Origin of the sequence: Nocardioides ureilyticus (genome assembly GCF_051280745.1) — a bacterium.
Taxonomy (GTDB): domain Bacteria; phylum Actinomycetota; class Actinomycetes; order Propionibacteriales; family Nocardioidaceae; genus Nocardioides.
The window spans coordinates 71,431-84,224 of record NZ_JBNCOG010000018.1 but is presented as its reverse complement, the minus strand read 5'-3'; the positions used below and the strand labels follow the sequence as shown (position 1 = coordinate 84,224).

General features: G+C 71.9%; 16 protein-coding genes. 1 reads left to right on the top strand and 15 read right to left on the bottom strand.

The features are described 5' to 3' along the window. Together ACSMHG_RS11990 and ACSMHG_RS11985 are read right to left on the bottom strand one after the other, a co-directional pair. Positions 1–510 (bottom strand): enoyl-CoA hydratase/isomerase family protein (locus ACSMHG_RS11990; RefSeq protein WP_435745220.1); only part of this gene is annotated, 510 nt, incomplete at its 3' end. 59 nt (positions 511–569) lie between these two features. Next, positions 570–2,168, bottom strand: coding sequence for an ABC-F family ATP-binding cassette domain-containing protein (locus ACSMHG_RS11985; protein ID WP_435745218.1), 1,599 nt, complete (start codon positions 2,166–2,168; stop codon positions 570–572). A 69-nt stretch (positions 2,169–2,237) separates the two neighbouring features. Here ACSMHG_RS11985 and ypfJ point away from each other — a divergent pair, with 69 nt between their 5' ends. After that, entirely contained in the window at positions 2,238–3,212 is a 975-nt protein-coding gene (ypfJ, locus tag ACSMHG_RS11980) for a KPN_02809 family neutral zinc metallopeptidase (protein WP_435745215.1), read from the top strand. 14 nt (positions 3,213–3,226) lie between these two features. Here ypfJ and ACSMHG_RS11975 read toward each other — a convergent pair whose 3' ends face one another. From ACSMHG_RS11975 to ACSMHG_RS11915, 13 genes are read right to left on the bottom strand one after another with little or no spacing between them, the layout of a single operon-like run. Beyond that, on the bottom strand, positions 3,227–4,132 hold the full coding sequence (locus ACSMHG_RS11975; RefSeq protein WP_435745213.1) for a phosphotransferase family protein: 906 nt from the start codon (positions 4,130–4,132) through the stop codon (positions 3,227–3,229). A 55-nt stretch (positions 4,133–4,187) separates the two neighbouring features. Next, the gene (locus ACSMHG_RS11970; protein WP_435745210.1) at positions 4,188–4,802 is read right to left on the bottom strand and encodes an acVLRF1 family peptidyl-tRNA hydrolase; all 615 of its coding nucleotides are present in this window, start codon (positions 4,800–4,802) and stop codon (positions 4,188–4,190) included. Then, complete coding sequence (locus ACSMHG_RS11965) at positions 4,799–5,332, bottom strand: ASCH domain-containing protein (protein WP_435745207.1); 534 nt, start codon at positions 5,330–5,332, stop codon at positions 4,799–4,801. Before ACSMHG_RS11965 ends, ACSMHG_RS11970 begins: the two co-directional genes overlap by 4 nt. 7 nt (positions 5,333–5,339) lie before the next feature. After that, a complete protein-coding gene (locus ACSMHG_RS11960) occupies positions 5,340–5,729 on the bottom strand; it encodes a metal-sulfur cluster assembly factor (protein ID WP_435745205.1) in 390 nt (129 codons plus the stop codon). After that, positions 5,726–6,178 (bottom strand): Fe-S cluster assembly sulfur transfer protein SufU, encoded by a 453-nt coding sequence (sufU, locus tag ACSMHG_RS11955; RefSeq protein ID WP_435745203.1) that lies wholly within the window; start codon positions 6,176–6,178, stop codon positions 5,726–5,728. Before sufU ends, ACSMHG_RS11960 begins: the two co-directional genes overlap by 4 nt. Positions 6,179–6,180: 2 nt before the next feature. After that, a complete protein-coding gene (locus tag ACSMHG_RS11950; protein ID WP_435745201.1) occupies positions 6,181–7,440 on the bottom strand; it encodes a cysteine desulfurase in 1,260 nt (419 codons plus the stop codon). 2 nt (positions 7,441–7,442) lie between these two features. Beyond that, positions 7,443–8,201, bottom strand: a complete 759-nt coding sequence (sufC, locus tag ACSMHG_RS11945) for a Fe-S cluster assembly ATPase SufC (protein WP_435745199.1) — start codon at positions 8,199–8,201, stop codon at positions 7,443–7,445. Then, positions 8,198–8,548 carry a non-heme iron oxygenase ferredoxin subunit gene (locus ACSMHG_RS11940; protein WP_435745196.1) on the bottom strand — a complete coding sequence of 117 codons (351 nt, stop codon included), beginning with the start codon at positions 8,546–8,548 and terminating at the stop codon, positions 8,198–8,200. Before ACSMHG_RS11940 ends, sufC begins: the two co-directional genes overlap by 4 nt. Beyond that, positions 8,545–9,741 (bottom strand): Fe-S cluster assembly protein SufD, encoded by a 1,197-nt coding sequence (sufD, locus tag ACSMHG_RS11935; RefSeq protein ID WP_435745193.1) that lies wholly within the window; start codon positions 9,739–9,741, stop codon positions 8,545–8,547. Before sufD ends, ACSMHG_RS11940 begins: the two co-directional genes overlap by 4 nt. Before the next feature lie 45 nt (positions 9,742–9,786). Then, positions 9,787–11,205: a Fe-S cluster assembly protein SufB gene (gene sufB / locus ACSMHG_RS11930; RefSeq protein WP_435745191.1), complete on the bottom strand. Its 1,419-nt coding sequence runs from the start codon at positions 11,203–11,205 to the stop codon at positions 9,787–9,789. After that, a complete protein-coding gene (locus tag ACSMHG_RS11925) occupies positions 11,202–11,933 on the bottom strand; it encodes a helix-turn-helix transcriptional regulator (protein ID WP_435745188.1) in 732 nt (243 codons plus the stop codon). The genes sufB and ACSMHG_RS11925 overlap by 4 nt, the downstream gene beginning before the upstream one ends. Positions 11,934–11,981: 48 nt before the next feature. Beyond that, positions 11,982–12,392: a hypothetical protein gene (locus ACSMHG_RS11920; RefSeq protein ID WP_435745186.1), complete on the bottom strand. Its 411-nt coding sequence runs from the start codon at positions 12,390–12,392 to the stop codon at positions 11,982–11,984. Beyond that, entirely contained in the window at positions 12,385–12,747 is a 363-nt protein-coding gene (locus ACSMHG_RS11915) for a hypothetical protein (RefSeq protein WP_435745183.1), read from the bottom strand. Before ACSMHG_RS11915 ends, ACSMHG_RS11920 begins: the two co-directional genes overlap by 8 nt. Positions 12,748–12,794: the final 47 nt, after the last annotated feature.

Below are 12,794 nucleotides of genomic sequence, written 5' to 3'. Positions count from 1 at the left end.
GCACTCCACGAGGGGCTTTGTTCCCGTGAGGTCCGGGACCAGGCCCAGGGCCGACTCCTTCATGCACAGCTGGGCGTCGGTCGAGACGACGCGCAGGTCGCAGGCGAGCGCGAGCTGGAAGCCGGCGCCGATGGCGTAGCCGTGGACCGCCGCGACGGAGACGAACCTCGGGTCGCGCAGGAAGGTGAACCCGCGCTGGTAGGCGTCGATGGTCGCCGACATCTCCTCGTCGGACAGGTCGACCAGGTCGAGGACCGACTCCCCCGTCCGACCGCCGGCGGTCGGGTCGAGCAGGCTCCGGTCGAGGCCGGCGGAGAACGACGCCCCGTTGCCGCGGACCACGACGACCCGTACGTCGTCGGCCAGCCGCTCGCCGATGCCGGCGAGCGCCCGCCACATCTCCGGCGTCTGGGCGTTGCGGACGTCGGGCCGGTCGAGGGTGATGGTGGCCACCGGGCCGGTGAGCTGGAGGTGGAGGCCGGCGGCGGCGAGGTCCTGGTCGGTGTGCATGTGCGCGAGCCTAGAGACGTCCCCCGACATGCCGACCGCGGCCCGGTCCGGAGCCCGGCTCAGGCGAGGGAGACCAGGTCGGCGTACGACTCGTTCCAGAGGTCCTCGTCGCCGTCGGGCAGCAGCAGCACGCGGTCGGGCTCCAGCGCGCGCACCGCACCCTCGTCGTGGGTGACGAGCACGATGGCGCCCTCGTAGGACCGGATCGCGGCCAGCACCTCCTCGCGGGAGGCAGGATCGAGGTTGTTGGTCGGCTCGTCGAGCAGCAGCACGTTCGCGCTCGAGACGACGAGCGAGGCGAGGGCCAACCGGGTCTTCTCGCCGCCGGAGAGCACCTTGGCGGGCTTGTGGGCGTCCTCCCCGGAGAAGAGGAACGAGCCCAGCACCGACCGGGCCTCGGTGTCGGTGAGCTGCGGGGCCGCGCTCTGCATGTTCTCCAGCACGGTCCGCTCGGTGTCGAGGGTCTCGTGCTCCTGGGCGTAGTAGCCGACCTTGAGCCCGTGCCCGGGCACCACGGCGCCGGTGTCGGGGCGGTCGACGCCGGCCAGGATCCGCAGCATGGTGGTCTTGCCCGCGCCGTTGAGCCCGAGGATGACCACGCGGGAGCCCTTGTCGATGGCCAGGTCGACGTCGGTGAAGACCTCCAGGGAGCCGTAGGACTTGGAGAGCTCCTGGGCCGTGAGCGGCGTCTTGCCGCAGGCCGCCGGCTTCGGGAACGAGATCCGGGCGACCTTCTCGGCCTGCCGCTCCCCCTCGAGGCCCGCGACCATCTTCTCGGCGCGCTTGAGCATCGACTGTGCCGCCGACGCCTTGCTGGCCTTGGCCCGCATCTTGTTCGCCTGCTCGGTCAGCGCCTTCGCCTTGGACTCGGCGTTCTGCCGCTCGCGCTTGCGCCGGCGCTCGTCGGTCTCGCGCTGGACGAGGTAGTCGCGCCAGCCCATGTTGTAGACGTCGATCTCGCCCCGGTTGGCGTCGAGGTGCAGCACCTTGTTGACGGTCTCCTCGAGCAGGCCGTTGTCGTGGCTGATCACGATGAAGCCGCCCTTGTGGGCCTTGAGGAAGTCCCGGAGCCAGACGATGGAGTCGGCGTCGAGGTGGTTGGTCGGCTCGTCGAGGATGAGGATCTCGGCGCCGGAGAAGAGGATCCGGGCGAGCTCGACCCGGCGCCGCTGGCCACCGGAGAGGGTCTTGAGCGGCTGGGTGAGGATCCGGTCCTCGATGCCGAGGCTGTGGGCGATGACCGCGGCCTCCGACTCCGCGGCGTACCCGCCACCGGCGTGCAGCTCGGCGTCGGCCCGCTCGTAGCGGCGCATCGCCTTGTCGCGGACGGCCGGGTCGTCGCTGCCCATCGCCGTCTCGGCGTCCCGCAGCCGGCGTACGACGGCGTCGAGCCCGCGCGCGGAGAGGATCCGGTCGCGGGCCAGGACCTCGGGGTCGCCGGTGCGCGGGTCCTGCGGGAGGTAGCCCACCTCGCTCGTCGCCGTGACGGTCCCCGACGCGGGCTGCGCCTCTCCGGAGAGGATCTTGGTGAGGGTGGTCTTGCCGGCGCCGTTGCGGCCGACGAGGCCGATCTTGTCGCCGGCCGCGACGCGGAAGCTGACGTTCTCCATGAGGAGTCGCGCACCCGCGCGGACTTCCAGCTGGGTGGCGGTGATCATGAGGAGGCCCAGTCTAGTTGTGGGTACGGGCCCTCCACGAAACGCGGAGCCACCGTCGAGGAGTCACGCATGCGCTTCAACCCCAGGGCCCGGCTCGACACCGGGCGGATCGGTCACGCCGGACGTGGCGGTCTGGGTCGCGGCGGCCGCGGGCGTGGCGGGGGCTTCCGTGGTGGCGGCGGCCGGATGCCGCGGAGCGGTGGCGTCCGCGCCGGCGGGGGCATCGGCCTCGGTGGCCTCGTGGTCGTCGTCCTCTTCCTCGTGCTGACCCAGTGCGTCGGCGGTGGTGCCGGCGGTGGTGGAGGTGTGCCCGGCCTCGGTGCGGCGGGCTACGACACGACCCGGCTGGCGGACTCCGACCGCTACGCGGCGTGCCGGACCGGCGCCGACGCCAACACCAACGCCGACTGCGCGCGGGTCGCGGTGGAGAACTCGCTGCACGACTTCTGGTCCGACGAGCTCGGACAGCGGTTCCGGCCCCAGGGGCGCCTGGTGACATTCACCGGGTCGGTGCAGACCGGCTGCGGCTCGGCGAGCTCGGACGTGGGGCCCTTCTACTGCCCGGTGGACGAGTCGATCTACCTCGACACCACCTTCTTCGCCGCGGTGCTCGAGCGGCAGCTCGGCGGGCCGGGCGGCGGCTTCGTCGAGCCGTACGTCCTCGCCCACGAGTACGGCCACCACGTCCAGAACGTGCTCGGGACCATGAGCCGGGTGCGTACCCAGCAGGGCCCGAGGAGCGACGCCGTGCGGCTGGAGCTGCAGGCCGACTGCTATGCCGGGATGTGGGCGCACGCCGCCACCACCACCGAGGACGCCGACGGCACCGTGCTCATCACCGAGCTCACGCGGGAGGACGTCGAGCAGGCGGTCGCGGCGGCCGAGGCCATCGGCGACGACCGGATCCAGGAGCGGACCCGAGGCCAGGTGACCGAGGAGACCTGGACCCACGGCTCTGCCGCACAGCGCGTCCGGTGGTTCGTGACCGGCTACGAGACCGGCTCGCTGGAGGCGTGCGACACCTTCGCCGCCGACGAGCTCTGAGGTCGGCTGCTCCGTCAGGACGCGAGCAGGGCCTCGATGCTGGGGAACTGGCGTTGCAGGGCCCGCAGGTGGGGTGCCACCGCCGGGTGCCGGTACTTGCCGGCGAGCGCGCCCTCTCCCCCGGCCACCCGGGCCAACGCCCACTCGGCGCGGTTGAGCGCCGTGAGCACGGCCGTGAGCCGGGCGCCGTGCCGCACCTCCTCCGCCGTCGCGAGGGCGGGCGGGAGGCCGAGGAGGTAGGCCTCGACCAGCGGCTCCAGCTCCTCGCGGGCCTGCAGCGAGTAGTAGCCCAGGTCCGCCCCGACCGGCCCGTGGCCGAGGGAGCCCCAGTCGACCGCGACCACGTCGTCACCGTCGCGGCCGCGCAGGTTCGCCGGGGTGGGGTCGCCGTGCTGCGGGACCTGCGGCAGCGCGTCGAGCTCGGCCAGCAGCGCGGTGCGCCGCCCCCAGAGGTGCTCGGCCACGTCGGCCACGGTCGTCCGCGCCAGGGTCCGCCAGCCGCCCGCCCGCTCGACCCGAGCCATCCGCACCCGCAGCTGGTCGCGGGCGAGGGCCGGCCCGCCCAGCGTCGTACCGGCGAAGCGGCCGAGGGACCGGGCGACGAACAGCCCGCTGTTGGCGGCGTCCTCCACCCACACCTCGGTGAGGGTGATCCCCTCGTCGTCCTCCTCGACAGCGGCCTGCCCGGAGGCGCGCAGGCCCGGCGTGGCGTCCACCAGCCCGCCGGCGAGGACGTCGGCCCCGCGACGCCAGTACGCCGGGTGCCGCGGGTCGGAGAGCTCCGGCGGGTCGCCGTCGACCGGCCGGGCGAGGCGCTTGACCACCACGGCCTGGTCGCCGACGACCGTGCGCCAGACCCCGACGGTCGAGGTACCGCTGCCGCCGGGCACCGCCAACCACCCCGGCTCGGGCTGCCACATGACCGGGACGCTAGCCGCGGGCGTGCGTGTCGTCACGCAGGCGCGCGGGCGTGCCTCAGGCGTTGCGGACCTCGACCTGGACGCAGCAGGCGTCCAGGACCGCCTGCTCCAGGACCGCCCGGCGCGGATCCGGCACCGCGAGCCACGGCCCGACCACGGTGAGCCCTGCCAGCGGCCCCTCGCCCAGGACCTCCTCGACCGCGGACCGGTCACCACCGGTGACCAGCGGCCCCTGCAGGCCCTCGAGGATCCGGGCCGCGTGCCCGGCGGCGGCCTCGTAGGCCTGGCGCGCCTGGTTCTGCCGGCGTCGGGCGAACCGCTGCTGCGACTGCCCGCCGGCCTTCGTGCGCCCCTGCACGTGGCGCTGGCCGACCTTGGAGGCCGTCACGGTCGTGCCCTGCAGCCGCGCGACCGCGAAGCCGCCCTTGCGCACCAGCAGGACCCCCCAGTCCGACGGCGCGACGACGGCAGCAGCCAGGGCCTCCGCCTCCGGCGCTGCGTCGTACGGCGCACCGAACGGCAGCCGGGCCAGGAAGGTCGACCCGTCCTCGGCCGCGCCGGCCAGCGCGCCGGCCTCGACGCGGAGCACCGTGCCACCGTGCCGGTCCTCGAAGTTGGCCACCCACCGCGCGACCCGGACCTGCGGGACGAGGACGACGCGGTCGGTCACCGGCGCCGCGGCTTCGGGTGCAGGACGCGCAGCCGCTCCAGCACCACCGGCATGTCCGGTCGGAACCCGCGGCCGTGCGGGTCGTGCTCACGGAAGAACGCCTCGTGGCGCTCACGCCACCAGGCGAGCGTCACGTCGCCCTCGCCCTCGGCGCGGGCGTGCTCCTCGTCGACCTGGTCGAACGGGACCACCCGGACCTCGGTCGTCGCGACCAGTGCCCGCGGGTGGCCGGCTCCGTCGAGGACGATGCCGAGCGTGCCGGGCTCGGGCAGCGGCGCGCCCTCGAGCGCGTAGTCCTCCGCCGCGCTCGCCGTCGCCGTCTTCGTGCCGGCGGCGACGAGCTCCGCGAGCTCGTCGGCCTGCTCCGGCGTGGCGCCGAAGGACCACGCGGGCGGCGGGAGCGACGCCAGCGCCGAGGGGCCGAAGTAGCCCGGCATCCGTTCGAGCCGTGCCTGCCGGCGGGCGATCACCCAGAACGCCTCGACCTCCGGTGAGGTGTCCGGACCGTCCAGGTCCGCGGCGTCGTCCACGGGCGGCTCAGACGTTGAAGCCGAGCGCGCGCAGCTGCTCGCGCCCGTCGTCGGTGATCTTGTCCGGGCCCCACGGCGGCATCCAGACCCAGTTGATGGCGACGTCGTTGACCAGGCCCTCGAGGGCCTGGTTGGTCTGGTCCTGGATGACGTCGGTCAGCGGGCACGCCGCCGAGGTGAGGGTCATGTCGATGACGGCGTTGGAGGACTCGTCGACGTGGACGTCGTAGACCAGGCCGAGGTCGACGACGTTGATGCCGAGCTCGGGGTCGACGACGTCCTTCATCGCCTCGGTCACCTCCTCGGGCGACACGGTCGAGGTCGCCGCACCCGACGCCTGGGGCACCTCGGGGAGGTCGGAGTGGTCGGGCTGGGCGGTGTTCTCGAGGTCGGTCATGAGTGCTGCTCCTCCAGGGATCGGGCGGTGGCGTCCTTCCAGGCCATCCAGGCCAGCAGGGCGCACTTGACTCGTGCGGGGAACTTCGCGACCCCCGCGAAGGCGATGCCGTCCTCCAGCACCTCCTCGTCGGGCTCCACCGTCCCCTTGCCCTGCATGAGGGTCAGGAACTCCTGGTGGACCGCCATCGCCTCCTCGACGGGCTTGCCGATGACGAGGTCGGCGAGGACGGAGGTCGAGGCCTGGGAGATCGAGCAGCCCACGGCGTCGTACGAGACGTCCTCGACCCGCCCGTCGGCGACGTGCACGCGGAGCGTCACCTCGTCGCCACACGTCGGGTTGACGTGGTGCACCTCGGCCTCGTAGGGCTCGCGGAGGCCCGCGTGGTGCGGGTTCTTGTAGTGGTCCAGGATGATCTCCTGGTAGAGCGTGTCGAGGTCGTTGCTCATCGTCATCCCAGCTTGAAGTAGGAGCGGGTGGCGTGCAGGCCCTCGACCAGCGCGTCGATCTCCCCCGGCGTGGTGTAGAGGTACGACGACATGCGGGTCGAGCTCTGCACGCCGAAGCGGGCGTGCGCCGGCCGCGCGCAGTGGTGGCCGGCACGGACGGCGATGCCGCGCGAGTCGAGCACCTGGGCCACGTCGTGGGGGTGGACGCCGTCGATCTCGAAGGCCACCGCTCCCCCGCGCTGCGTCGCGTCGACCGGGCCGAGCACCCGGAGGCCGGGCACGGTGGCCAGGCCCTCGAGGGCGTACCCGGTGATCGCCTGCTCGTGGCGGTGGATGTTGTCCAGGCCGATGTGGGCGAGGTACTCCAGCGCCGCACCGAGGCCCACGGCCTCGACGATCGGCGGCGTGCCGGCCTCGAACTTGTGCGGGATCCCGGCGTACGTCGAGCGCTCCATGCGGACCGTCTCGATCATCTCGCCGCCGCCGAGGAACGGCGGCAGCTGCTCGAGCAGCGCGCGCCGGCCCCACAGGACGCCGATGCCGGTCGGGCCGACGACCTTGTGGCCGGTGAAGACCAGCACGTCGGCGCCGCACTCGACGACGTCGACGGGCAGCTGCGGGGCCGCCTGCGAGGCGTCGACCACGACGACCGCGCCGACCTCGTGGGCCCGTCGGGCGATCTCGGCGACCGGGTTGATCGTGCCGAGCATGTTCGACACCCAGGTCAGCGAGACGACCTTGGTCCGCTCGGTGATCAGCTCGTCGATGTCCGACAGGTCGAGCGTGCCCTCGTCGGTGAGGCCGAACCAGCGCAGCGTGGCGCCCGTGCGCTCGGTGAGCAGCTGCCACGGGACGATGTTGGAGTGGTGCTCCATCTCGGTGATGACCACCTCGTCGCCCTCGCCGACGGCGAGGTCGCCGGTGGCCCACGCCATCGTGTGCGCGACGAGGTTGAGCGCCTCGGAGGCGTTCTTGGTGAAGATCACCTCGTCCCGGCTGGGCGCGCCGATGAAGCGGGCGACGACGTCCCGGGCGTTCTCGAACGCCTCGGAGGACTCCGCCCCGAGCTGGTGCATGGCGCGCGCGACGTTCGCGTTGTGCCGCTCGAGGTGGTCGACCATCGCGTCGATCACGCACTGCGGCTTCTGCGAGGTGTTGGCGCTGTCGAGGTACACCAGCGGCAGCCCGCCCGCGAGCGTGCGCTCGAGGATCGGGAAGTCCTTGCGGATGACCTCCAGCTCGGGGAGGAGTCCGGGCAGCATGCTCAGACCTGGGCCTTCAGGTACTTGTCGTAGCCCTCGGCCTCGAGCTGGTCGGCCAGCTCGGGGCCGCCCTGCTCGGCGATCTTGCCGTTGACGAAGACGTGGACGTAGTCGGGCTTGATGTAGCGCAGGATGCGGGTGTAGTGCGTGATCAGCAGGACGCCCTTGCCCTCCTGCTGGCGGAAGCGGTTGACGCCCTCGGAGACGATCTTCAGCGCGTCGATGTCGAGGCCGGAGTCGGTCTCGTCCAGGATCGCGACCTTCGGGTCGAGCAGCTCGAGCTGGGCGATCTCGTGGCGCTTCTTCTCGCCGCCGGAGAAGCCCTCGTTGACCGAGCGCTGCGAGAAGGTCGCGTCGAGGTTGAGCCGCTCGAGCGCGCCGTTGACGTCCTTGACCCACGTGCGCAGCTTCGGCGCCTCGCCGTCGACGGCGGTCTTGGCGGTCCGCAGGAAGTTGGCCACCGAGACGCCGGGCACCTCGACGGGGTACTGCATCGCCAGGAAGACGCCGGCGCGCGCCCGCTCGTCGACCGACATCGCGAGGACGTCCTCGCCGTCGAGGGTGACGGTGCCGCCGGTGATCGTGTACTTCGGGTGTCCTGCGATCGAGTAGGCCAGCGTCGACTTGCCGGAGCCGTTGGGCCCCATGATCGCGTGGGTCTCGCCGTCCTTGATCGTGAGGGTGACGCCCTTGAGGATCTCCTTGGGACCGTCCTCGGTGTCCACGGACACCTGCAGGTCCTTGATGACGAGCTCGCTCATGAGGGGGTGACTCCGTTCAGGGTGGTGGTGGTGTCGACGTAGACCGCAGTGGTCCCGTCTGCGTCGTCGCGGACCTCCACGGGGAAGGTCGCGACAGGTTCGGTGGCCGGGAGGCCGGTGGGCTTGCCGCTGCGCAGGTCGAAGCGCGAGCCGTGCAGCCAGCACTCGACCGCGCAGTCCGCCACCTCGCCCTCGCTCAGGGCGACGGCGGCGTGGGAGCAGAGGTCCTGCACGGCGTAGAAGTCGTCGCCGTCGCGGGCGATCGCCACGTCGTAGCGCCCGACGGTGACGCCGAGCGCCTCGTCGGTGGGGACGTCGGCCGCCGCGCAGGCGCGCTGGAAGCTCACGAGGCGCTCACCGGCGCAAGGGCGTCGAGCACGTTCTTGGCCAGCTCGGCCTCGACGGTCTGCGCGAGCCGCTCCTCGAGGGAGGGCACGCCGACCTTCCGGATGAGGTCCTGGAAGAAGCCGTGCAGCACCAGGCGGCGCGCCTCGGCGTCGGAGACGCCGCGCGAGCGGAGGTAGAACAGCTGCTCGTCGTCGAAGCGGGCGGTCGCGGACGCGTGGCCCGCGCCCTCGATCTCGCCGGTCTCGATCTCGAGGTTGGGCACCGAGTCGGCCTGGCAGCCGTCGGTGAGCACCAGGTTGCGGTTCTCCTCGTAGGTCTCGATGCCCTCGGCGACCTTGCGGATGAGCACGTTGCCGATCCAGACCGTGCGGGCACCCTCGCCCTGCAGCGCGCCCTTGTAGATCACGTTGGACTTGGTGCGGGGCTGGTTGTGGTCGGCGAAGAGCCGGTGCTCGAGGTGCTGGCCCGCGTCGGCGAAGTAGAGGCCGAGGAGCTCGGCGGAGCCGCCGGGGCCGTCGTACTCGACGTTGGCGTGCATGCGCACGACGTCGCCGCCGAAGCTGATCGAGGTGTGCTTGACCGAGGCGTCGCGCCCGACCCGGATCGCGTCGCGACCGAGGTGCACGGCGTCGTCGTCCCACTCCTGGAGCGAGACCACGTTGACGTCCGCGCCGTCGCCGACCACGACGGTGGTCGTGGCGCAGTACCGGGCCGAGCCGGTGTGCTGCAGCACGATCGTGGCCTTCGCGAAGCGGCCGACCCGGACGACGAGGTGGCCCCACACGAGGTCGTCGACCGACTCGCCGGTGAGCGTGATGACCACCGGCTCGCTGGCCTCGAGCTCGGCCGGGACGTCCAGCAGCACGGCGCCGCCGGCGTTCGCGATCGCGAGGGCGGCCGGCCGGTCGTTCGGCGCCAGCTCGCCGAGCTCGCGGGCCTGCTCGGCGGTGATCTCGGAGAGGGTCACGCCGTCGGGCAGGCTCGCCTCACGGGTCAGTCGCTTGTCGGAGGCCTCACCGTCGAGGATCCCGCGCAGGCGCTTGAGCGGCGTGAACCGCCAGATCTCCTCGCGCCCGGTGGGCACCGGGTGGTCGGCCAGGTCGTAGGACGGCGGCGGGTTGAGGTGGGACTCGAGCCGGTCCTGCTCGAGGGCGCTCGCGACGCTGTCGCGGGCGGTGTCGGTCACGGTCACTGCGTCTGTCTCTCTACGGTCGGCGGGAAGGACGGGAGGCGGCGATCAGCCGACCGCGCCCTCCATCTGGAGCTCGATCAGGCGGTTGAGCTCGAGGGCGTACTCCATCGGCAGCTCCTTGGCGATCGGCTCCACGAAGCCGCGGACGATCATCGCCATGGCCTCGTCCTCCTCCATGCCGCGCGACATCAGGTAGAAGAGCTGGTCGTCGGAGACCTTCGAGACGCTCGCCTCGTGGCCCATCGACACGTCGTCCTCGCGGATGTCGACGTACGGGTAGGTGTCGGACCGGGAGATCTGGTCGACCAGGAGGGCGTCGCACAGCACGTTCGACTTCGAGCCGTAGGCGCCCTCGTTGACCTGGATCAGGCCGCGGTACGACGTCCGCCCGCCGCCGCGCGCCACCGACTTGCTCAGGATGGAGCTCGACGTGTGCGGCGCGGCGTGCACCATCTTGGCACCGGCGTCCTGGTGCTGGCCCTCGCCGGCGAAGGCGATCGACAGCGTCTCGCCCTTGGCGTGCTCGCCCATGAGGTAGACCGCCGGGTACTTCATCGTCACCTTGGAGCCGATGTTGCCGTCGACCCACTCCATCGTCGCGCCGGCCTCGCAGACGGCCCGCTTGGTGACGAGGTTGTAGACGTTGTTCGACCAGTTCTGGATGGTCGTGTAGCGGCAGCGGCCGCCCTTCTTCACGATGATCTCGACGACCGCGGAGTGCAGCGAGTCGGAGGAGTAGATCGGCGCGGTGCAGCCCTCGACGTAGTGCACGTAGGCGTCCTCGTCGACGATGATCAGCGTCCGCTCGAACTGGCCCATGTTCTCGGTGTTGATCCGGAAGTAGGCCTGCAGCGGGATGTCGACGTGCACGCCCTTGGGGACGTAGATGAAGGAGCCGCCCGACCAGACCGAGGTGTTCAGCGCGGCGAACTTGTTGTCGCCCACCGGGATCACCGTGCCGAAGTACTCCTTGAAGAGCTCCGGGTGCTCCTTGAGCGCGGTGTCGGTGTCGAGGAAGAGCACGCCCTGCGCCTCGAGGTCCTCGCGGATCGAGTGGTAGACGACCTCGGACTCGTACTGCGCCGCGACACCGGAGACCAGGCGCTGCTTCTCCGCCTCCGGGATGCCGAGCCGGTCGTAGGTGTTCTTGATCTCCTCGGGCAGGTCGTCCCAGGTCGCGGCCTGCTTCTCGCTCGACCGGACGAAGTACTTGATGTTGTCGAAGTCGATCCCGCCGAGGTCGGAGCCCCAGGTCGGCATCGGCTTGCGGCCGAAGAGCTTGAGGCCCTTCAGGCGCAGGTCGAGCATCCACTGCGGCTCGCTCTTCTTCGAGGAGATGTCGCGGACGACGTCCTCGTTGAGACCACGCTTGGCGGCCGAACCGGCAACGTCGGAGTCGGCCCAGCCGAACTCGTAGCGACCGATGCCCTTGAGCTCGGGGTTGAGCTCCTCGATGGAGGTCATGAGGTGACCCGCTCCTTCTCCTTGGTGGTCGTGCTGGCGGTGGTGCTGGTGCTGCTGGCGGTGCTCGTGCTGCTGGTGACGGTCGGGATGCAGGTGGTGCAGACCCCGTCGCCGTGGGCGATCGTCGCGAGCCGCTGCACGTGGCTGCCGAGCACCTCGGCGATCGCCTCGGTCTCGGCCTCGCACAGCTGGGGGAACTCGTGGGCGACGTGGCTGACCGGGCAGTGCTGCTGGCACAGCTGCTCCCCGACCGGCACGTCTCGGACGGCGGCCGCGTAGCCCTCGTCGGTGAGGACGCGGGCGAGGACCTCCGCCGGGCTGAGCTCGGGGTGCTGCTCGGCGACCGAGCCGAACCGCTCCTGGATGAACGCCACGCGACGGTGCGCGAATTCCCGGACCGCGTCGTCGCCGCCGGTCTCGCGCAGGAAGCGGAGCGCCTGGACGGCGAGGTCGTCGTACTGCTGGTCGAAGCCCTCGCGGCCCAGCTCGGTGAGCGCGAAGACCTTCGCCGGCCTGCCGCGACCGCGGCTGGCCACGCTGCGGGGCTCCCGCGCCTCGACCGCGCCCTCGTCGACGAGCTGGTCGAGGTGGCGACGCACGGCGGCGGGCGTCAGCGAGAGCCGCTGGGCGAGCGCCGCGGCGGTCGACGGGCCTTCGACCAGGATCGACCGGGCGACGCGCTGACGCGTCGTCTGGTCACCGCCCGGCCGGGCTCCGTCCAATTCCACAACACCAGTGTGGCGTTATTGGTCGGCGCCCTTCAAGGAAGGCTCGCCTTACCTCGAGCGGGACGGTGACGTGTGTCTCAGCCAGGCCAGGCCGACGACCGGGAGCAGGAGCGGGAGGAAGGCATACCCCTGACCGAAGTGCGACCAGACGGTGCGGTCGGGGAAGAGGTCGGTCGCGACGTACGACAGCGTGCCCACGACCAGCACCCCCACCGCCTCGACGCTCACCGCGGCGAGGGCGACCAGCCACCCGCGCCGACCGCCGACGAGCAGGCAGGTGGTCGCCACGAGGTAGACCACGGCGGCCAGGAGCGAGAGCGAGTACGCCACAGGCGCGCGCCCCGCGTCCGTGCCCAGCTGGACGAGCGACCGGCCGGTGGCCGCGACGGCGAACACGGCGTACACGGCGACCAGCACCCGGCCGTAGCCGTCGGAGAGTGCCAGCCGGCGCTCAGCCACCGGTGCTCCACAGGGACTGCAGCCGCACCTCGAGGGCGACCACGGTGAGCAGGGCCACCAGGAGCACCGCCGTGCCGGCACGGCTGCGCTCGGCGAGCGACCAGAACGCACCGATCGGGAGGACGAGCACCACCGAGAGCAGGTAGCTCACGAAGGTCACGCCGCTGATGTCGCGCTCGGTGCCGGCCAGGGCCACGCAGCCGACGACGGCCTGGACGACGAGCGCGACCTCCACGACCGCGAGCACCAGGAACGTCGGGTCCCCCGCGGTCTCGTCGCGCACCAGGTGCACCGCCACGAGGACCATCGCCACGACGGTGGGCACCAGCACCGCGGCGAGGACGACGGAGTTCACGGCACGAACCATAGGAGACCGCCCCGGCGCCACCTCGCGGTCGGTCC